Source organism: Tropicimonas omnivorans (assembly GCF_031846565.1).
Classification (GTDB): domain Bacteria; phylum Pseudomonadota; class Alphaproteobacteria; order Rhodobacterales; family Rhodobacteraceae; genus Tropicimonas_B; species Tropicimonas_B omnivorans.
In genome coordinates this window covers 981,012-1,000,720 of sequence record NZ_JAVRHL010000003.1, presented here as the reverse complement: position 1 = coordinate 1,000,720, position 19,709 = coordinate 981,012, and the positions used below count along the sequence as shown (strand labels likewise).

General features: G+C 63.1%; 21 protein-coding genes and 1 pseudogene. 14 read left to right on the top strand and 8 right to left on the bottom strand.

The annotated features are described in order from the left end of the window. The first annotated feature begins 6 nt into the window (after positions 1-6). Both RM543_RS15420 and RM543_RS15415 read left to right on the top strand, forming a co-directional pair. On the top strand, positions 7-618 hold the full coding sequence (locus RM543_RS15420) for a L,D-transpeptidase (protein ID WP_108892413.1): 612 nt from the start codon (positions 7-9) through the stop codon (positions 616-618). A gap of 32 nt (positions 619-650) precedes the next feature. Continuing rightward, positions 651-1,097: an ion channel gene (locus RM543_RS15415; protein WP_311693172.1), complete on the top strand. Its 447-nt coding sequence runs from the start codon at positions 651-653 to the stop codon at positions 1,095-1,097. 1 nt (position 1,098) lies between these two features. On the opposite strand, the gene RM543_RS15410 is transcribed toward RM543_RS15415, so the two are convergent. The 4 genes and pseudogenes from RM543_RS15410 to RM543_RS15395 form a co-directional block, all read right to left on the bottom strand. After that, on the bottom strand, positions 1,099-3,123 hold the full coding sequence (locus RM543_RS15410; RefSeq protein WP_245897484.1) for a protein-disulfide reductase DsbD family protein: 2,025 nt from the start codon (positions 3,121-3,123) through the stop codon (positions 1,099-1,101). Between the two features lie 72 nt (positions 3,124-3,195). Continuing rightward, positions 3,196-3,933 (bottom strand): DsbA family protein, encoded by a 738-nt coding sequence (locus RM543_RS15405; RefSeq protein ID WP_311693168.1) that lies wholly within the window; start codon positions 3,931-3,933, stop codon positions 3,196-3,198. Between the two features lie 25 nt (positions 3,934-3,958). After that, positions 3,959-4,511 (bottom strand): annotated as a pseudogene (gene petA, locus RM543_RS15400) (ubiquinol-cytochrome c reductase iron-sulfur subunit). Positions 4,512-4,722: 211 nt separating this feature from the next. Next, positions 4,723-5,040 (bottom strand): DUF2933 domain-containing protein, encoded by a 318-nt coding sequence (locus tag RM543_RS15395; protein ID WP_311693166.1) that lies wholly within the window; start codon positions 5,038-5,040, stop codon positions 4,723-4,725. A gap of 162 nt (positions 5,041-5,202) precedes the next feature. Here RM543_RS15395 and RM543_RS15390 point away from each other — a divergent pair, with 162 nt between their 5' ends. From RM543_RS15390 to RM543_RS15360, 7 genes are all read left to right on the top strand, one after another. After that, complete coding sequence (locus tag RM543_RS15390) at positions 5,203-5,778, top strand: L,D-transpeptidase (RefSeq protein ID WP_108892408.1); 576 nt, start codon at positions 5,203-5,205, stop codon at positions 5,776-5,778. Positions 5,779-5,845: 67 nt separating this feature from the next. Next, the gene (locus RM543_RS15385; RefSeq protein WP_108892407.1) at positions 5,846-6,301 is read left to right on the top strand and encodes a c-type cytochrome; all 456 of its coding nucleotides are present in this window, start codon (positions 5,846-5,848) and stop codon (positions 6,299-6,301) included. A gap of 373 nt (positions 6,302-6,674) precedes the next feature. Then, complete coding sequence (locus RM543_RS15380) at positions 6,675-7,259, top strand: c-type cytochrome (protein ID WP_091846728.1); 585 nt, start codon at positions 6,675-6,677, stop codon at positions 7,257-7,259. A gap of 4 nt (positions 7,260-7,263) precedes the next feature. Beyond that, complete coding sequence (locus RM543_RS15375) at positions 7,264-8,160, top strand: c-type cytochrome (protein ID WP_091846727.1); 897 nt, start codon at positions 7,264-7,266, stop codon at positions 8,158-8,160. A gap of 107 nt (positions 8,161-8,267) precedes the next feature. After that, positions 8,268-9,545: a multicopper oxidase family protein gene (locus RM543_RS15370; RefSeq protein ID WP_311693160.1), complete on the top strand. Its 1,278-nt coding sequence runs from the start codon at positions 8,268-8,270 to the stop codon at positions 9,543-9,545. Next, positions 9,542-10,000, top strand: a complete 459-nt coding sequence (locus RM543_RS15365; protein WP_219928885.1) for a c-type cytochrome — start codon at positions 9,542-9,544, stop codon at positions 9,998-10,000. The genes RM543_RS15370 and RM543_RS15365 overlap by 4 nt, the downstream gene beginning before the upstream one ends. 10 nt (positions 10,001-10,010) lie before the next feature. Beyond that, on the top strand, positions 10,011-10,727 hold the full coding sequence (locus RM543_RS15360; RefSeq protein WP_108892404.1) for a DsbA family protein: 717 nt from the start codon (positions 10,011-10,013) through the stop codon (positions 10,725-10,727). A gap of 19 nt (positions 10,728-10,746) precedes the next feature. Here RM543_RS15360 and RM543_RS15355 read toward each other — a convergent pair whose 3' ends face one another. After that, positions 10,747-10,947: a heavy-metal-associated domain-containing protein gene (locus tag RM543_RS15355; RefSeq protein WP_108892403.1), complete on the bottom strand. Its 201-nt coding sequence runs from the start codon at positions 10,945-10,947 to the stop codon at positions 10,747-10,749. Positions 10,948-11,092: 145 nt separating this feature from the next. Between RM543_RS15355 and RM543_RS15350 the strand changes: the two genes are divergently transcribed. From RM543_RS15350 to RM543_RS15340, 3 genes are all read left to right on the top strand, one after another. Further along, the gene (locus tag RM543_RS15350) at positions 11,093-13,594 is read left to right on the top strand and encodes a heavy metal translocating P-type ATPase (RefSeq protein WP_311693155.1); all 2,502 of its coding nucleotides are present in this window, start codon (positions 11,093-11,095) and stop codon (positions 13,592-13,594) included. A gap of 19 nt (positions 13,595-13,613) precedes the next feature. Then, positions 13,614-14,027 carry a Cu(I)-responsive transcriptional regulator gene (cueR, locus tag RM543_RS15345; RefSeq protein WP_108892401.1) on the top strand — a complete coding sequence of 138 codons (414 nt, stop codon included), beginning with the start codon at positions 13,614-13,616 and terminating at the stop codon, positions 14,025-14,027. 318 nt (positions 14,028-14,345) lie between these two features. Then, the gene (locus RM543_RS15340; RefSeq protein ID WP_091846720.1) at positions 14,346-15,011 is read left to right on the top strand and encodes a L,D-transpeptidase; all 666 of its coding nucleotides are present in this window, start codon (positions 14,346-14,348) and stop codon (positions 15,009-15,011) included. An 82-nt stretch (positions 15,012-15,093) separates the two neighbouring features. On the opposite strand, the gene RM543_RS15335 is transcribed toward RM543_RS15340, so the two are convergent. Next, positions 15,094-15,408: a hypothetical protein gene (locus RM543_RS15335; protein ID WP_236737129.1), complete on the bottom strand. Its 315-nt coding sequence runs from the start codon at positions 15,406-15,408 to the stop codon at positions 15,094-15,096. Between the two features lie 103 nt (positions 15,409-15,511). On the opposite strand from RM543_RS15335, the gene RM543_RS15330 reads away from it, so the two are divergent. Both RM543_RS15330 and RM543_RS15325 read left to right on the top strand, forming a co-directional pair. Continuing rightward, positions 15,512-17,860: a heavy metal translocating P-type ATPase gene (locus tag RM543_RS15330; protein WP_432280464.1), complete on the top strand. Its 2,349-nt coding sequence runs from the start codon at positions 15,512-15,514 to the stop codon at positions 17,858-17,860. Between the two features lie 63 nt (positions 17,861-17,923). After that, a complete protein-coding gene (locus RM543_RS15325; RefSeq protein WP_091846718.1) occupies positions 17,924-18,436 on the top strand; it encodes a L,D-transpeptidase family protein in 513 nt (170 codons plus the stop codon). On the opposite strand, the gene lspA is transcribed toward RM543_RS15325, so the two are convergent. Both lspA and RM543_RS15315 read right to left on the bottom strand, forming a co-directional pair. Further along, positions 18,427-18,912 carry a signal peptidase II gene (gene lspA, locus RM543_RS15320; RefSeq protein ID WP_091846758.1) on the bottom strand — a complete coding sequence of 162 codons (486 nt, stop codon included), beginning with the start codon at positions 18,910-18,912 and terminating at the stop codon, positions 18,427-18,429. The two genes, RM543_RS15325 and lspA, sit on opposite strands and share 10 nt — an antisense overlap. 13 nt (positions 18,913-18,925) lie before the next feature. After that, complete coding sequence (locus tag RM543_RS15315; RefSeq protein WP_091846717.1) at positions 18,926-19,708, bottom strand: ZIP family metal transporter; 783 nt, start codon at positions 19,706-19,708, stop codon at positions 18,926-18,928. Position 19,709: the final 1 nt, after the last annotated feature.

Sequence of the window (19,709 nt, the reverse complement as noted above, 5' to 3'; positions counted from 1 at the left end):
AGGCTCATGACCGACAGAAGAACCTTCATCCGCGGTGCGGCTGCCGCGACGCTCCTGCGGCCGGGACTTGCCGCCGCGCATGTCGAGGCCGAACCGGTTGTGCCGACCTACGACGTGCCAGACGAGCATCTTCCGCAGCGGGTTTCAATCGAACATCTGGATCTGCGCCCCGATGAGATTCACGTATATCCATGGGAATTCGCACTCTATTGGACGCTGCCGGATCGGCAGGCCATCCGCTACACCGTCGGTGTCGGGCGACCGGGATTGTATGAGGAAGGCGAGTTCCATGTCGGAATGAAACGGCGTTTTCCCCGCTGGACACCGACGCCCGGAATGTTGCGCCGAGAGCCCGAACTTTACGAGAAGTACCGTGACGGCGTTCCGGGCGGTCTGGAAAACCCGCTGGGGGCGCGCGCGCTTTATCTTTTCCAACCCGGTCGCGGGGATACCCTTCTGAGGATCCACGGAACGCATCTGCCCGAAACGCTGGCCCGCGCGGTGTCCAATGGATGCGCACGCCTGATCAACGACCAGATCGTCGATTTCTACGATCGCGTGCCGATCGGAACGCGGGTCGTGCTGCATCCCCAACCTTCAAATTTCGGCGTATATTGAGCTTCCTTCGACGGTGGTGTTGGGTCGTCTGGATGCTTATCGCCATTCTGATCTCCGCCGTCCTTATGTCAGTGAACACCGCGGTCCACTACGTGGCATTGCGGAGGATTGCGGACGCGGTCGAGCCTGCCCTGCATCCGGGCCGATGTCTGGCACTGGGCGTGGCAGCGCTGACCGTCGCCCACCTTGTCGAGGCGCTGGTCTATGCGTCCGGGTTTTGGGTTGCGGTGCATAGTTTTGAGCTGGGCGATCTTCGCGCGACCGGCCGCGATCGTGGTGCCGATCTGACGTTCATGGACTACTTCTATTTCTCGATGGTGAATTACACGACGCTTGGTCGGGGCGATCTCATCCCGTCCGGGCATCTGCGCTTCATGGCTGCGCTCGAAGCGTTTCACGGATTTCTTCTGATAACCGCTTCGGGCAGTTTCCTGCTTCAGATCATGAGCGGCCGGAACCCCTTCGGTTCACGGGACTGACTCAGTGTTCCGCGACGACGCGATCGGATGCGGTATCCAGTGCTTTCATCACGGCGGCTTCGGTCAGTAGTTCGGGAAGGGCGATCCCTTCGGGTGCGCCCGGCCCGTAGACGGCGTCGAACGGTATGCCGTAGCGGCCATTGGCCTCCAGATACCGCCCGATTGCCGGATCCGGTCGCGTCCAATCGGCCTGCATCGCGATGACGTCCTGACGGGCCAGCGCCCCGGCCACCGCGCCGCGATCCAGGACAAGCGCCTTGTTCGCCTTGCAGGTCAGGCACCAATCCGCGGTGACGTCCACGAAGACCACATGGCCCTGGGATACGTGAACCGGGATTTCGGCGCGGTCGAAGGGCACCCAATTTGTGGCGATGGACGCCTGTGCGGTGTCCTGGGGCACAAGGACCGGAACCGCCAACGTCCCCGCCACGAGCGTCAGGGCGGCGCCGACGGCCAGATTGCGCGGCAGACGCGACGACAGGGCGAGAACGACCAGCAACAGCACCGAAGCGCCCGCGACGATACGGAACGTCGAAACGCCGGCCACGCTTGATAGCACCCAAAGCAGCCATGCCGCGGTCAGCGCCAGCAGCGACCCCAGCACGGCCTTGAGGCCGATCATCCACGGACCCGGCTTCGGCAAACGGCGCACAAGGCCCGGTCGTGCCGCAAGTGCAAGATGCGGAAGCGCAAGGCCGACACCCAGCGCGGTGAAGACGACGAAGACATCCAGCGCGCGGCCCGCCAAGGAGAAGGCGACCGCGGTGCCCAGCAGCGGGGCGGAGCAGGGGGTCGCGAGGATCGCGGCGAACGCACCGGTCGCGAAATCCCCGGCATGGCCCGACCGGCCTTCTTCGCGGGCAAGCCGCGTCATCCAGGATTGCGGCAGCGAGATCTCGAACACGCCAAAGAGATTTGCCGCAAAAAGGACGAGCACGACGATCATCGCCACCAGGAAGACCGGGTTCTGGAACTGCAACCCCCAGCCGACGGCATAGCCTGCCGCCTTCAGCGCGATAAGGGCGGCCGCCAGCAGCCACATGAAGGCCAGGACGCCCGATGCCGAGACAAGAAAGCCGCGTCGCACATGGTCTTCGCCACGGGCGCGTGCCTGCATCGCCGATGCGACCTTGATCGACAGGACCGGCAGGACGCAGGGCATGACGTTCAATATGGCACCGCCCAACAGGGCCACCAGGGCGATCCAGGCAAGCGTTCCGATACCGGGCGCGGCGGTCGCGATTGTGAAGGGCGGCGGCGGGGCGCGTTCTGTCCAATCGGGGACGATGGTACTTGCGCGGTCCCCGTCGGTGACGGTCAGGGCGATGTCACGGACGTCATCCTGACGGGCGAGTATCGGCACGCTGGCCCAGATCGTCCGGTCGCCGTCGCCCAGCCGGATATCCGGCGCGCCGAAGGCGGTGAAGCTGCCAAGCTCGGCGAAGACGTCGGGTGTCCTGAACGGGATTTCGGACTGGATCTGGACAATCAGCGTCTGGCCATCGGCATCCAGAAACGCTTGCGCGTCCCCCATCCCCGCGCCCCCCGCGTCCGGGACGCGGTTGCCCGCGGCCGCGATCAATTCGGCCGAAACGCGGTCGATGCCGGTTCCCGCCGGAATATCGAGCGCGAGATCGAAGCTCTCGGGCACACAGATATCGGAACAGACCAGCAAATCGACCGTCCCGGCCAGACGCGTCGGCACGCCCGGTTCCTGCAGCGAAATCCGCAGCGGGAAGGCGACTTCGTCCTTGTAGCCGAAGTTCTCGATCCCGAAGGCCCGGAACCGCTGGGGCGCGGGCCAGAGAAATTCGACCTCGGCCACGTTTTGCGATGCTTCCCACGTCACGGTCGGGGGAATTCCGACTTCGCCGGGCGACCGCCAGTAGGTCTTCCAGCCGTCCTGAAGGTCGATGCGAAGGGCTGCCGACAGGGTCGAGGCATCGGGCGCGATGCCGTCCTCCGCGACGAACAGCTGTGCGTCGATCGGCCCGCTCGATACGGTTTCCGATGTCGCTGCCTGCATCGGAGACGCCAGAAACAGTGCGACCGAAAGCGAACGGACAAGGTCTCGAGCCATCATTTCAAAACGCGATCCCTAGACAAAGCATCTTTCCACGCGTCCTTCCTGTCGTTCCAGTTCGATCAGGCTTCGAAGCCTGGCTTCGCCAACCACGCCGATCACCACGGTTCGCCCAACGACCATCGCTGGTGTGGCCGAAAATCGAAAAATCTGCGCAAGCGCCTTGCTACGCTCCAGTTCGTCCTCGATTTTGGGGCTGTCGATATCCCGTCGAAGCTGTTCATAGTCGACGCCGATGTCATCCGCGATCAACCGAAGAAACTCCGGCGTCGTGACGAACGCCGTGCGCAGCAAGCGTTCATGAAATTCGGTATATGCCCCTTGACGCTTCGCGGCCAGTGCGGCTTTCGCAGCCGCGATCGAAGTTTCGCCCAGAAGCGGGAGTTCGTGCCACGACACGGTGACGCCGCCCTCCTGCGCGATCCTGCCTAGGTCTCGGGTCAGGATCCGACAATAGGGGCAGTTGTAGTCCGAAAAGGACGCGACCGGGACATCGCCAGTGCCGGTATCTTCGAACAAGGTCGAACAGAGGTTGCGTTCGACCGTGGCGACCAATTCCGCCGGGATGGCAACCTTGTCCCGGTCCAGACCGACGAACGGATCGAAGCTGCCCGTCGATGAACTTCCACCGGCAATCTGGCGAAATCCATCGACCGGGGATGGTTCGAATTCAAATTCGGACCCGAACGCCGCCAGAATGTCCGGACCTTTCTGGAAGGCTGCGACCAGCGCTACGCCGCCCGCCGCCAGCAAAAGGTTTCTACGTGCTATCAAGAGGTTACCCAATCACCAGGATCATATCATCGCCGAGTGAAGTCTTGGGAATCGCCAAGTTCTCCGGCGCGGGCCCTTTTCGGATTCGACCCGACGTGTCGTAGTGCGATCCGTGACAGGGACAGAACCAGCCATCGAAGTCACCGGCTTCGCCAAGGGGAACACAGCCTAGATGGGTGCAGACGCCGATCATAACGAGGAGGTCACCACGCTCACCTATGGTGCGATTATCATCGGTTGCCAATGCACCGTCTTCGAGATTGGAGTTCCGAGCGCTTGGATCCGGTAGCGTCGCCGGATCTTCAAGTTGAGCCGCCTCGATCTCCGCCGCCGTCCTGTTCCTGATGAATACAGGCTTGCCTCGCCATGTCACCGTCAGTTGAGCCCCCTCTGTGATTTCCGATATGTCGACCCGTATCTGTGATAGGGCTTGGACATCGGCCGTTGGGTTCATCTGATTTATCAAATGCGGCAGCCCCAGCGACGACAGTTCCGGCTCCCGCAGTCGCATAGTAAAGAAAATCCCGACGGGTCGTGGGATGAGTGGTGTCGGTCATTGCAGAGCACCTCCATTCAGATCGATCGCGGTGAACCCGCTTCTGCCATCTGCGCAAACGACAGTCGCCAGACCAGTGTACGCTTCGGACGAAACACGGCAGCCCGGTGGCAGGTCGACCATGCCAGAATACTCGGTCCTATCGGGGCAGTTCGCAAAAGCGTTCGTGCACGCGCCGACAAGAAGCGGAGCGAGCACAATCATTCGCATGGTCACGCGCCGCGCAGACGGTCCATTTCGGTGGATCGCGCCTGGGCAGGAACAGCGACGATTCTCTCCCGTTCTGCCTGTTTGACCTGTTCAGAACCCTTGCCGTGGCAGGATTTGCCCATCAGGCGATGCATCACCAGATGCGCACCCACACACAGCGCGATCGGCGCGAAAACACCCGCGTTGTTCCACGAGCCGGCGATCGTTCCGCCGGCAAGAAGAAACGACGCGACCGGCACGAGCATGATCGCGCAGCACGCCATCATGCCCCATTTCATGACGCGCGCCTGGATACCGCCGCTGGAAGGTTGGTCGTTCATTTTTAGAGCTCCTTTGTTCGCCGATGTTAATTCTGGCAAACTCCAGTGCGGGAAGGTCAAGCGGTTTAGGCCGCCACCGGTCACTCTGTCGTGATCGGAAAGGGTTTGACCTTCCAGCGTTGGAAGGCCGCAAGCGCAAAGAAAATGAATTGAGGAGCAGTCATGAACCAGGGTAATCCACCGTCGCGGCGGTCGGTTCTTATCGGACTTGCCTCGGCAAGTGCATCGGCGTTTCCGTTGGCCGGTGCCGCACAGTCACTAGCGACCCCGGCGTTACGCCGCAATGCGTCCAGCTTCAGTACCCATGGCTGGCAGGACTACTTCGATACGCGTCGGAACGGTGTCATCCTGTGCGACACGGTCGGGCGCTATGTCAACTACTGGTCCGAAGACGGTTCGATCCACAAGGTCTACCCAAGTTCCGTTCCGGAATCCGACGAGCTGACGCGGCTCGGTCGGACAGAAGTGATACGCAAGGTCGAAGGCCCAAGCTGGCGGCCCACGCCGTCGATGAAAGAGCGTAATCCCGAATGGCCGGATTACTGGGCGCCCGGACCCGACAACCCGCTTGGTACCCATGCGCTTTATTTGTCCTGGCAGTATTACCGGGTGCACGGAACGAATGACACGCGCAAGATCGGGCGGCGGTCCTCGAACGGCTGTATAGGATTGTTCAACGAACATATCGCCGAACTCTTCGGCATGGCGAAGGTGGGCACTCAGGTGCTTTTGATCTGACGCCGGCGGAACATCACTTGTTTGCGGGGCGGTCAATGGCTGCCCCGTTCCAATGTCGGGACATACAATGCCAACCAAACTCATCGCCGTCACGATCGCCATCGTCGTTGCAGCCGCGGGCCTTCTGTGGTGGGCGACTGCACCATCCCAGATGGCGGGTCATTCGATGACGCCCCCCGATACGACCGAACTGGCACTGGGCGCCCCCATCGTGGACGTTTCCTTGCCGGGCGAACTGGACCAGAAAGAGGAGTTGGGAAAGCGCGCGTTCGAGGCGGCTTGCGCCCAATGTCACGGTCAGAACGCGGCGGGACAGAACGGCGTGGCCCCGCCCTTGGTCCACAAGATTTATGAGCCTAGCCATCACGGCGACGAAGCGTTCTATCGCGCCATTTCCAATGGCGTCAGGTCGCACCATTGGGATTTCGGCAATATGCCACCGATCGAGGGACTGACGCGCGCCGATGTGGGCACGATCGTTGCCTATGTGCGGGCCCTGCAAAGTGAGAACGGGATCCAATAGTGCGCATCTCTACGCTCTTTCTCGTTTTCGCGTCGGTTATTGTATTGGCGGTCCTGTCCGCCGGGTCGCCCGTGCAGGCAGGCGGGCTGCATGCCGCTCAGTCGGAAAGTGCCGTCGAGCTTGGCGAACCAGGTGCAGCAAAGGTCCAAGATCAGATCGGAGCCGATGACTGTCACGACGCGCCGGAGTGCAACATCTCGGTAGTTCTCTCGTCGGCGTCGCACGGACAAGCGTACATCGCGGCATCGTCGAAAAAGCGCCGCGTGTCGCCGTCCCTGTTCAAGCTTCTGTATTCCATGACCGATCCTCCTGTCCCACGATCCCTGTCTTGAAGCACAAGACTTAAGATCCAGGAAATACAGGAAACTCCGAGATGAAACTGAAAACCATTCTGGCGGCTTCGGTCGCGACTAGCATCGGCATCGGCGCAGTGGCTCATACGGGTGCGACCGGCATCGTGCTGGAGCGGATGCAGGCCATGAGCGCGATGGGCGATGCGGTGAAATCCGTCACGCCGATCATGAAGGGCGAACAGAACTACGACGCCGACACGGTCAGGAAGGCCGCCGCCGTGTTCGAGGAACATGCGGGCACCGCGATGACCGAGCTGTTTCCAGAAGATAACGCGAACGAGAAATCCTACGTGAAAGACGCGATCTGGGAGGATTGGGACGAGTTCGAACGCATCGCGATGCGGCTGGAGACCTTGGCCCAGGGGCTTTCGAAAGCGGCGGATAACGGTCTGGCCGATGAAGAGGCGGCGCAAGCGGATATGGGGTCCATGATGGGCGGAGACACGGCCAGCATGATGGGTGGCGATGCGTCTGGCATGATGGGTGGCGGCTCGGCCGAAACCACGTTGGCCGAGATGGCGGACATGCCTGCCGACGAGGTGTTTTCCGAGCTAAGCCGCACTTGTTCGACGTGCCATACGCGGTTCCGGCTCGAGAAGGACTAGGATCATGCGGAAATTGCTTATCACCGCTGCGGTCTTTTCCGCAGCGGCCGTCATCGGCGTGGGCGCTGTGATCGCGTGGCCCGTCAAGAACGAGGTCGCGTCGATCGATCAGCCCGGTGATCCTCAGCGCGGTGCCTATCTGGCGCGCGCCGGGGGCTGCATCGCCTGCCACACGAACTGGGAGGAGGGCGGCAAGCCGCTTGCGGGCGGTGCGCCGCTCAAGACCGATTTCGGCACATTCTATCCGTCGAACCTGACGATGTCGAAAGACGCGGGGATCGGAGATTGGTCCGTGCAGGATTTCGCGGCGTCCTTGCGGCAGGGCGTCTCTCCGGACGGCGAGCCATACTACCCCGCCTTCCCCTATCCGTTTTACCGCAATCTGTCCGATCAGGACATCGCGGACCTCTGGGCCGCGTTCCAGACCGTGGCAGCGGTGGACGAACCGGCACCGGCACATGAGGTGGGATTTCCGTTCGATCAGCGCTGGGGCCTGAAGCTTTGGCGCGGGGCGTTTCTGGAACCGCCGCGCACTAAACCGGTCGAAGGCCGGTCCGAGGCGTGGAACCGCGGCCGCTTGTTGGTGGAAGGCGTGACCCATTGCGGGGCGTGCCATACGGGCAGGAACATCGCCGGCGCGCGCGTGCTGGACGAGAAGTTTCGCGGTTATGACGGGCTGCCCGGCGGAGGCAAGTCGCCCGCCATCACGCCGGAAGCGCTGCAAGACGGGGGCTGGAGCGTGTCGGACCTAGCCTATGCGCTGGAAACCGGGATCATGCCGGACGGCGATGCGTTCGGCGGGTCGATGGGCGAAGTGGTCACCTATGGCACATCCTTCATGACCGATGCGGACCGCGAAGCGATGGCGATTTACCTTCTGAACGAGGAGCAAGACGGATGAGAGCGACAAGACGCGCGTTTCTGGGTGGTGCCGTCGCAACGGCCGGCTTGCCTCTGATCGGTCCTGCGATTGCGGCCACGGCGCCAAAGGTCATTGAGCCAAAGCCCGTGTCACACCAGCTCGCCCCGGACGGTTATCCGAAAACGGCGGTCTGGGCCTATGACGGAGCGTCGCCGGGGCCGGAAATAAGGTTGGGGCAGGGCGCACGGCTGGAGCGGCGGCTGGTCAACGGGCTCGACCAGCCGACGACGATCCATTGGCACGGTATCCGTGTGCCCAACGGCATGGACGGCGTGCCCGATCTGACCCAAACCGCCGTCGCGCCGGGCGAAAGTTTCGACTACGCATTCGACGTGCCCGATGCCGGCACCTACTGGTACCACGCCCATTGGGCGTCGCCTGAACAGGTTGGGCGTGGATTGCACGGCCCGCTGATAATCGAGGAGGCCGAAAGCGCGCCGGATATCGACGCCGATCTGGTCCTGGCACTCGATGACTGGCTTCTGAACGAAGCGGCCCAGATCGAACCCAACTTCGCCATTCCGATGCAGATGTCGCATGGCGGCCGGATCGGAAACTTTGTCACCACGAACGCGCGCCATGATTTCACGCAGGATGTGCAGCAGCACCAACGGCTGCGGCTTCGGCTGATCAACATGGCGAATGCGCGGATTTTCCCGCTGGCGCTTCAGGGTCTGGACGGTTGGGTCGTCGCCTATGACGGGATGCCGCTCGCGCAGCCGGAAAAGGTGACCTCCGAACTTGTCATGGGGCCTGCGCAAAGGATCGATTTGCTGGTCGATGTGACCGCAGCCGAGGGCGGAGAAGCGTATCTCGTGCGGCTCGACGACGACGGCGGCATGGTCCAGGCGGCGTTTCCCGTGACCGCACGGGCGTCCCTGACCCGCCGGCCCGATCCCGTCGCTCTTCCCCCGAATCCGGGCCATGCGATGGGCACGCTCGGCTCGGCGCAGACGGTCCCGATGAAGATCGAGGGCGGCGCAATGGGTCGTTTGTCGCGCGCGAGTGTCGAGGGTCGCGAGATGGGATTCCGCGAGATGATCGGACAGGGCCAGTTCTGGGCCATGGCCGGGCAGGCCGGGCTGCACGACACACCGCTCGTCACCGCGAGCATGGGCGAGACGGTCCGCATCCCTATCGAGAACGACACCGTCTTTCCCCATGCCATGCACCTGCACGGCATGCATTTCAGAGAGGTGCTCGGCGATGGCGCGATGGGCCCGATGCGCGACACGCTATTGATCGCTGCCAGAGAGCGGCGCGAGATCGCCTTCGTCGCCGACAATCCGGGTGACTGGCTGTTCCATTGCCACATGCTGGGCCACGCCGCATCGGGAATGATGCAGTGGGTGCGTGTCGTATGAAGGTGTGGATCATCATGGCGGCCGGTCTGGCGGCGGTCACCGGGGCTGCGGGATTGCTGTTTGCGCAGGCCGATCTGGACCTTCCCAACGCCACCGGCGACCCCGTTGCGGGGGCGCAGCTCTACGCCGAGAATTGCGCGAGTTGTCACGGCGCGAACCTTGAAGGGCAAGCCGACTGGCGTTCGCCCGGACCCGACGGTCGCCTTCCGGCGCCGCCCCATGACGAGACTGGCCACACATGGCACCACGGCGATGCGATGATCTTCGCCTACACCAAACAGGGCGGGGCGGAGACGATGAAAGCAGCCGGGGTCGATGACTTCGACAGCGGCATGCCGGCCTTCGGCGATATCCTGAGCGATCAGGAGATCTGGGACATCATGGCGTTCCTCAAATCGACCTGGCCCGATCGCGTCAGGGATGTGCAAGCGGCCAGAACCGCCTCGGAATCATAAGGACTGAACCATGAAGAAATTGCTCGTTCTGGCGCTTTTGGCGCTGACCCCGATGACTGCCGTTGCGCAAGATCGCTCGGACGAAGATATCAAGCGTCTGGCGCTCGAGGCCATTCTGGAGCGGCCTGAGATATTGATGCAGGCGATCCAGCTTCTGGACCAGCGCGAAGCCGCGGCGCAAAGGTCCGCTGCCGCCAAGGTTCTCGAACAGGAGCGCGATCTGCTTGAGAACGATCCCAATGCCCCCGTGCTTGGCAACCCGGACGGGGATGCCGTGGTGATCGAATTCTTCGATTACAATTGCCCCTACTGCAAACGAGTCGCGCCGGATGTGAAAGCGCTCGTCGAACACGACGAAGATCTCAAGGTCGTCTATCGCGAATGGCCAATCCTGGGAGACGGCTCGGTCTTCGCGGCGCGCGCGGCGCTCGCCTCACGCGAACAAGGGCTTTACGAGCCGTTCCACTGGGCCTTGATGGAGTTGGCCGGTCGGGCCGACGAGGCGACAGTCATGGCGGCTGCGGAAGACGTGGGGCTCGATACCGACAAGCTTCGGGACGACATGGACGCAGCCGAGCTCGATCAACATATCGAAACGTCCATGCGGCTTGCACAATTGCTTGGCTTCAACGGGACGCCGTCCTTTGTGATCGGCGACGAACTCGTGCCCGGCCTGGTGCCGCTGGAACGGCTTGAAGACCTGGTCGAAGCCGCGCGTCAGCAATAGGAAATGCCGGGGCGGGTGCTCAGGCGGCGACAGTCGCCGGGTAGCCCCTCGCCGCGAGCGCGTCGATGATCTTCTGGTCGCTTGCGGCGCTTTCCAGCGATACGATCTTGTTGCCCAAATCGATATGCGGCGTGGCAGCAGAATCCACGGATGCGATCGCCTGTTCGACCGCGGCCCTGCAATGGCCGCAATTCATGCCGGGAACGTTCAGGATGGTCATGGTCGGTCCTTTCTTTCGCTTGCCGGATATATGGGACGCTCCAGCGCTGGAGGGTCAAGCGGACGGAAATGTGATTTTGCATCCTTGACCTTCCAGTAAGGGGAAGCCCTATCTCTGGCCTATGCCTTACGAAGGAGCGTCGCCCGTGGCCCAAACATTCAGTACGATCCAGTTGACCGGGCTGAGCTGCGCGTCCTGCGTCGGTCGCGCCGAACGGGCAATTGCATCAGTTCCGGGCGTCGATTCGGCGAATGTGAACCTTGCCGACGGAACCGCTCGGGTCGCGCCGGCGGCTGCCGATCTGGGGGACATTGCCGAAGCCCTTCGGTCTGCCGGATATCCGGCGGAAACACGGGTGGAAACATTCGAGGTCGAGGGCATGTCATGCGCGTCCTGCACGGGCAGGGTCGAACGGGCGCTGGCGGCGGTATCCGGTGTGATCGCGGCGCGCGTGAACCTTGCGACCAATGCGGCGGAGGTCGAATGGCTCGCTGGCGCGACCACACCGGAGGAAATCGCCCGGGCGGCGGAGGAGGCAGGCTATCCAACGGCGCTGCGCGTTCGCGGTGACTTGTCGACCGAACACGAAGATCGGGCGACGAAAGAGACGCGAACCCTGTTGCGTCAGACTATAATCGCCGCCGTTTTGACGTTGCCGGTTTTCCTGCTTGAAATGGGGGGGCATCTGGTTCCCGGCTTCCGCGACACCCTCGACGCGACATTCGGCCGCCAGACCCTTTGGATCGTGCAGTTTGCGCTGGTCACGCTGATCCTGGCTTGGCCCGGTCGGCGCTTCATCACGAAGGGTGTGCCCGCCCTGCTCCGTGCGGCACCGGACATGAATTCGCTCGTGGCGCTTGGAACATTGGCGGCGTGGGGATATTCGACAGTCGCGACTTTCGCCCCGTCGATACTGCCGCCCGGCAGTGTCGCGGTCTATTTTGAGGCCGCGGCCGTGATCGTCACACTGATCCTGACCGGACGGTATCTGGAGGCGAGGTCAAAGGGGCGGACGGGCGCGGCGATCCGGTCGCTGATCGCCCTGAGACCGGGCACAGCTCGGGTCGAGCGACAGGGAAAAACGCTCGATATTCCCGTCGCCGACGTGGTCAGGGGCGACATGATCATCGTGCGCCCCGGGGAACGAATTGCTGCGGATGGCGAGGTCACTTCGGGACGATCCTTCGTCGACGAAGCCATGCTCACGGGCGAACCGCTGCCTGTTGAAAAACTCGCAGGCGCGCGTGTGACCGGCGGCACCGTCAACGGCACGGGTGCCTTGACCTTCCGCGCGACGGCCGTGGGCGAGGACACGGTGCTGGCTGGTATCGTCAGAATGGTGCAGGACGCGCAGGGCGCGAAGCTTCCGATCCAGGCCGCGGTGGACCGCGTCGTGCGCTGGTTCGTCCCCGCCGTTCTGGGGATCGCGGTCCTGACCGTCGTGGCTTGGTTGACCTTCGGCCCCGATCCGGCACTTGGTCTTGCGCTGGTGGCGGGCGTGTCGGTCCTGATCATCGCCTGCCCCTGCGCCATGGGTTTGGCTACACCCACATCGGTCATGGTCGGAACCGGGCGCGCCGCCGAACTGGGCGTGCTCTTCCGCCGGGGCGATGCGTTGCAGAGGCTTCAGGAAGTCCGCACGATTGTCTTCGACAAGACCGGCACCCTGACCGAAGGCCGTCCGGAATTGACCGATCTGTCGGTCGGCGAGGGCTTTGAGGAGAACGATGTCCTGAGGCTGGTCGCATCGGTGGAGGCGATGTCCGAGCACCCGATCGCGGAGGCCATCGTGCGGGCCGCCGAATTGCGCGGTCTGGACCTGTCGGGGGTGCGCGGTTTCGAAAGCATCACCGGTCTCGGTGCCCGCGCCACGGTCGACGGGCGGACCGTTCTGGTCGGCGCGTCCCGTCTGATGCAGCGCGACGGCATCGCGACCACGGCGATGGACCGAGCTGCGGCTGCAATCGGGGCAGGGGGGCGCACCCCGCTCTTTGTTGCAATCGACGGCAGCCTGGCAGCGACAATCGGCGTTGCCGATCCCGTCAAATCCAGTGCATCGGACACCGTGTCGAAGCTGAAGGGCCGCGGCCTAAGGGTCGCCCTGGTGACCGGCGATGCACGCGCCACGGCAGATGCCATCGCGCAGGAGCTCGGGATCGATCTGGTGACGGCCGAAGTCATGCCCGACGGCAAGGTCGCCGCAATCGAGCAGTTCCAGGAGCAAGGCCCGGTGGCCTTTGTCGGCGATGGCATCAACGATGCGCCCGCCTTGGCTGCTGCCGATATCGGCGTGGCAATGGGGACCGGTACGGACGTGGCTATCGAGACGGCCGATGTCGTGCTGATGCGGGGCGATCCGGCCGGCGTGTTGCGTGCGGTAGATGTCAGCCAGCGCACGATGCGTAACATTCGCCAAAACCTGTTTTGGGCTTTCGCATACAACACCGCGCTAATCCCGGTGGCCGCGGGCGTTCTGTGGCCCCTGACCGGGATGCTTCTGTCGCCGATGCTGGCCGCGGGCGCGATGGCGCTGTCCAGTGTCTTCGTCTTGTCGAATGCGCTTCGCCTGACCCGGGTTCAAACCGGCTCCGCCAAGGCCACGCCCAAGCGGCACAGCGCCAGTATCGTTCCCGAACCCGCAGAATGAAACAGAAAGGAGGCAAGGCATGAATATCGGAGAAGTTGCGATTGTGTCGGGACTGCCCGCCAAGACGATCAGGTATTACGAAGATATCGGTCTGGTTAAACCGCTGCGCGATACGAACGGATATCGCGCGTTCCGGACCCGCGACGCGCACAAGCTCACGTTTCTGGGTCGCGCGCGGGCGCTCGGCTTCTCGATCGAGGATTGCCGCAAGTTGCTTGCACTTTGGGCGGACGACACGCGTGCCAGTGCAGACGTGAAAGCATTGGCCAAAGATCATTTGAGTGCGATCGACGACAAGATCGCGGATCTCCAAGACATGCGTCAGACGCTCGACCACCTTGTTCGTGAATGCGCTGGTGACCATCGGCCCGATTGTCCGATCCTGCAAAGCATGGCCCGCCAGACCGTTATGAATTCAAAGGCATCAGGCTGATGTACTGGCTTCTGAGGCACCAAGATCATCATCGTCAATCTTCGACCCTAGGCTGCCGCGCGACTCAAGGAGGAAAAGCGAAAGTTTGGCCAACTTCTCATCGGCCAGTCGGAAACTGTCGCTCGCGTCTCCGCTTCGGTCTACCTGGCCGTCATTCGCGCCCCGCGATGAAAATCGATAGATCGCGGTTTCAGAAACCTCTCACGATTTTCTGATCGTGAACCATTGAACCTCTAGCTGGTGTAGGTCCTATCCTACTGCAAAGTATCTCGAATTCTTCGGCGACACCGGGCTGGATATTGAAGAGAGAAGCAGAACATGCTGACAAGACGCCATTTCATCATAACGACTTCCGCGCTGTTTTCGGCCGCGGCAGCAGGCCCCGCGCTTTCCAGCAGCCAGCCGACGGCAGCGGAAAAGGCCGCCTGGGACGCGCAGGTGACGCCGCCGGGCTTTGATCCGGCGACCTCCAATCCGTGGGGTCTGGATCCGCGCTTCCTGCCACAGCGGGTCGTTGCGAATGACGGACTGACACCGGGCGACATCCATGTCGACGCGGTAGCGCGGTATCTCTATCATATCGAGGAAGGTGGGACCGCGATGCGCTATGGGGTGGCCATCGGGCGGGGCGATCTCTACGAGCCGGGCACCTACACGATCAAGCGCAAGGTCGAGTGGCCGCATTGGACGCCCACCCAGTCGATGATCGAGCGCGAGCCCGAAGTCTACGCGCAGTACGAAGATGGAATGGAACCGGGTCCGAGCAATGCCTTGGGGTCGCGGGCGCTCTATCTCTATGTCGGAGACCGGGATACCTATCTGCGGATCCACGGCACGCCCTATCCGCGGTCCATTGGCTCGCGGGCAAGTTCAGGGTGCGTCCGCATGGTCATGGCACACATCAATCAGCTTTACCCAAGGGTCGAACTCGGTTCGACCGCGTATCTTTACTCGGCCGACGACAGCGTATCCCCGCGCAGTTGAAGACGCGAAGCCACGGCTTCCGGCGCAAAATGTCGTCGGAAGTCGTCCGATCAGACGGTTGCGAGTCGTCCGGTAGCGGCGGTCACGTTTCGGAGGGTGCACAAATCTGCTGGCCACCCGGTGTGCGAAGCGGAAGCTCGGTCGTCTCGACACGCCCGGCATGGCGATACCAGTAGCACCCGTCTTCGGGTCTCAGCCGCGCCGTTGCAACATCCTGATCCGGTGCCGCCAAGGCAGCTAGTTGGGCCTGAACGGCCTCTTGCTGACGCGTCTCCCGGGCTGTGCCGTCAAGCGTCGAGCACCCACCAAGGGCGAGCGTTGCCACCACAAAGCCTATCAGTCTGACGCGCATGGCCATTTTCCCATCGTTTCCCGTTTCGGCGACAAGCTTTTTCATTCCCCTGTTCGATGAACAACGCAAAAACGAGATTGGGCCTTGAAGCTCTAGCTGCTGTAGGAGCTATCTCCATGTCTGAATTCGCAAGTTTGCAGGTCCGCCAATGCCTTCCGATCCTCCTGTTCACGATCACGTCACCGCACGTCGGCAAGAGGCTAGTAGTTGCTGCGGCCATGCTCACGATGACAAAGAGATACCGACAACCGCGACGACACCGGTGGAAGGACGCAGTTTCCAGGTGTCCGGTCTCGATTGCGCGGAAGAGATCGGGATTCTCAGCCGTGCCATCGGACCCGAGATCGGCGGAAAGGAACATCTGGCCTTCGACGTCATCAACGGGCGCATGACCGTTCTGGACAGCGCCCGACCCGTCACGGACGATCGGGTCGCGGAACTGGTGGCAAGCACCGGAATGACTGCTCGTCTTTGGGATGCTAAAACGGCTTCGGAAGACCAGGCCGCCTATCTTGCGCGTCAAAGATGGTTCACGATGCTCAGCGGCGGCTTCTGGGCCGCTGGCTTCTTTTGGCACCTGATCGAGACCGGGCTGGGCGGCGCAGTCGGCATATTCTCGGGCCATGGCGATGCCCCGATGCCCCTGACCGAGGCAGGGCTGTTCGGGATCGCGATCCTGTTCGGTGTCTGGCTGGTCGCGCCCAAGGCGTGGTCCTCGGCGCGGCGGCTTTCGCCGGACATGAACCTGCTGATGGTCGTGGCCGTCGCGGGCGCAATCGGCCTGGGCGAGTTCTTCGAGGCGGCGACGGTGGCCTTCTTCTTCTCGCTCTCGCTCTATCTTGAAAGCTGGAGTGTCGGGCGGGCGCGCAATGCGGTCTCGGCGCTTCTGGATTTGGCGCCGCCCACGGCACGGCTGATCCGGGCGGACGGCAGCGAGGCGGATGTTCCGGCGGCGGAAGTCGCCGTGGGGGACAGTTTCATCGTGCGCGGCGGTGACCGCATCGCGCTCGACGGCGAGGTGACGGACGGTGCCGGCGCGGTCGATCAGGCCCCCATCACCGGCGAAAGCGCGCTGGTCGCAAAGGAGCCCGGCGACGAGGTTTATGCGGGCACGATCAACGGCGAAGGCACGCTGACAGTGCGCGCGACGAAACTCGCCTCCGATACGGTATTGGCAAAGATCATCCGCATGGTCGGCGACGCCCATGCCCGCCGCGCGCCGGTGGAGCAATGGGTGGCGAAGTTCGCGCGCGTCTACACGCCTGTCGTCATGCTCTTGGCGGTCGCAATCGCGCTGCTGCCACCGCTCGTTCTTGGCGGTGCCTGGGACTTCTGGTTCTACAATGCGCTGGTGCTTCTGGTCATTGCCTGCCCCTGCGCGCTGGTGATCTCGACACCCGTATCGATCGTCGCGTCGCTGACCGCGTCCGCGCGGGCAGGGGTTCTGATCAAGGGCGGCGCCTATGTCGAGGCACCGGGACGGACGACGGCGCTGGCGATGGACAAGACCGGCACGATCACGATGGGCGAGCCGGAGGTGGCGGGTATCCATCCGCTTGGAAATGCCAGCAAAGCCGAACTGCTTTCCATTGCCACCGCGCTGGAGGCGCGTTCTTCGCACCCGCTGGCCCGCGCCATCCTGGACCGTGCCACAAAGGACGGACTGACCGTCACCGCGGCGGACGAGACGCGCACGGTGCCCGGCCGGGGCCTGGAAGGGCAGGTCAATGGGCGGTCGATCTGGCTGGGTTCCGATCGCTTCGCCGAGGAAAAGGGTTTCGGCAACGCGATCCCCGGTGACCTTCGGAACCGAATCGAAGCGGGCGGATCCACGCTCGTGGCGGTCGGCGACGATGCCGGAGTCGTCGGCGTTCTGGAATTGCGTGACCGGATCAGGCCGGAGGCCAAGGGCGTCATCGCCGCACTGCACGCGCAGGGCGTGAACACCATCGTCATGCTGACGGGCGACAATGCACGCACCGCGCGGGCCGTTGCGGCCGAAGTCGGGATTGACGAGGTCCGCGCCGAGCTTCTGCCGGAAGACAAGGTCACGGCCATCGGGGAACTGGTCGCCAGGCACGACATGGTCGCGATGATCGGTGACGGGGTAAACGACGCCCCGGCGATGGCGCGGGCGCATTACGGCATCGCCATGGGGGCGGTCGGATCCGACGCGGCCATAGAGACGGCCGACATTGCCCTGATGACCGACGACATCGCCCGTGTTCCGTGGTTGATCGGCCATTCGCGCCGCACCATGTCGATCATTCATCAGAACATCGGCATCTCTCTGGCAACGAAGGCCGCGTTCGTCGTGGCCACCGCCTTCGGACTGGCGTCGATGTGGGGGGCCATCGCGGCTGATGTCGGCGTGTCGCTGCTGGTGGTCGCCAACGCTCTGCGTCTGCTGAACGCCGCCGGGCGCAAGTCACCGCCCGAGGGTGGCGAGCCGGTGGGTGAACGCATGGCACAGGGCGCGCTGGCGCACGGGCATTGATCCGGGCGCATTCTTGTGGCTTATCCGACGAAGTAGAGAACCTCGAAAACGGGGCATCCATCGATGCAGTATATCAGACTCACGAGACGGATTGCGCTGCTTGGCGCTGTGGCCACGCTTCTGTCGGCCTGTGCGACCAAGTTCCGCAGCTATGATGGCCCACAAGTCACGCGCCTGCGGCTCTTCAAGGGAAGGCGGTTGCTCGTTCTCGATGGCGCCGAAGGGGCGCTGCGCACTTATCCCATCGGACTGGGTTTCGCACCGATCGGTCACAAGCAGTTCGAAGGAGACGGACGGACGCCTGAGGGATCGTATGTCATCGACCGGCGCAATCCCGACAGCCGATTCCACCTGTCGATTGGTATCTCCTATCCGAACGCGCAGGACCGGGACTTCGCCGCCGCTGAAGGCAGATCGCCCGGGGGCGACATCTTCATTCACGGTGGGCCACGTCCCGGTATCGATCCGGTCGACAAGCGCGACTGGACGGCGGGCTGCATTTCGGTGACGGATCGGCAGATCGAGGAAATCTACTCCATGGTGCGGAATGGAACGCCTATCGACATTTACTCCTGACCAACCCTCGAGTTGTCTTTGCGTCGCTCGAGGACAGATGCCAGAAGCAGCAGCCCGACGCCGCAGACCACAAAGACATCCGCCAGGTTGAAGGCGGGCCAGTGCAGCCGCCCTACGTAGAAATCCAGGAAGTCAGTGACCCCGCCGAAGCGCACGCGGTCGATGACGTTTCCAAGCGCGCCGCCGATGATCACCCCATAGGCCAATGCCTCGATCCGGCTGTCCGAGCGATACAACATGACGGTCAGCCAGAGGCAGATACCAAGTGCGAGAAGCGCGAGGCCCCACCATGGCACACCGCCAAGCATACCGAAGGTCACGCCGTCGTTGCGCCCGAAGACGAGATTGAAGCCTGGGCCAACGGCGATTCCGGTGCCCAAGGCACCGGCATTCGCGACGACAACTGCCTTCGTTGCCTGATCGGCGATGATGGCAGCAGTCGCGATGGTCAGCCCCAGGGCGCGCGGGCTGTTCATATTCGTCATGATCTCATCCGAGCCAAACGTCGAGGAACAGCATGAGAACCAGCCCGACCGACAGGCCAAGCGTCGCGCGGTTCTGGTTTCCGCTCCGGTGGGTTTCGGGAATGATCTCGTGGCTAATGACGTACAGCATCGCACCGGCCGCGAAGGCGAGACCCCAGGGCAAAAGCGGTTGCGACAGGCTGATGATGCCGGCACCGATAAGCCCGCCGACAGGCTCGATCATACCGGTCAGAGCAGCGATGCCCCAGGCGCGCCACTTCGAATAGCCTTCGCCCAGCAGCGAAACCGCCACCGCGAGCCCTTCGGGCGCGTTCTGTAGGCCGATCCCGAGCGCGAGCGGCAGGCCGCCGGAAAGACCGTTGGCACCGAAGCCGACCCCGACGGCGAGGCCTTCGGGGAAGTTGTGGATCGTGATCGCGAAGATGAACAGCCACACACGCCGCAGGGCGATCGCGTCCGGCCCTTCGCGGCCCGTCGAGAAGTGCTCGTGCGGCAGCTTCTCGTTCAACAGAGCGACGGCGCCCATGCCGAAGAGGATCGCGACACAGACGATGGCGGCTGGCACGGCACCGTTCTCGAACTGACCTTCGGCTGCGTCCAGGGCCGGAATGATCAGCGAGAAGAACGACGCTGCCAGCATGACGCCGGCTGCAAAGCCGAGCGACAGGTCCCTCGTGGCTCGCGACGGGATACGACCGAACAGCACCGGTACTGCGCCGATTGCGGTCAGCGAACCGGCCGCGAGGCTTCCGAAGAAGCCGAGCGCTATCGGAGACAGTGATTCCAAA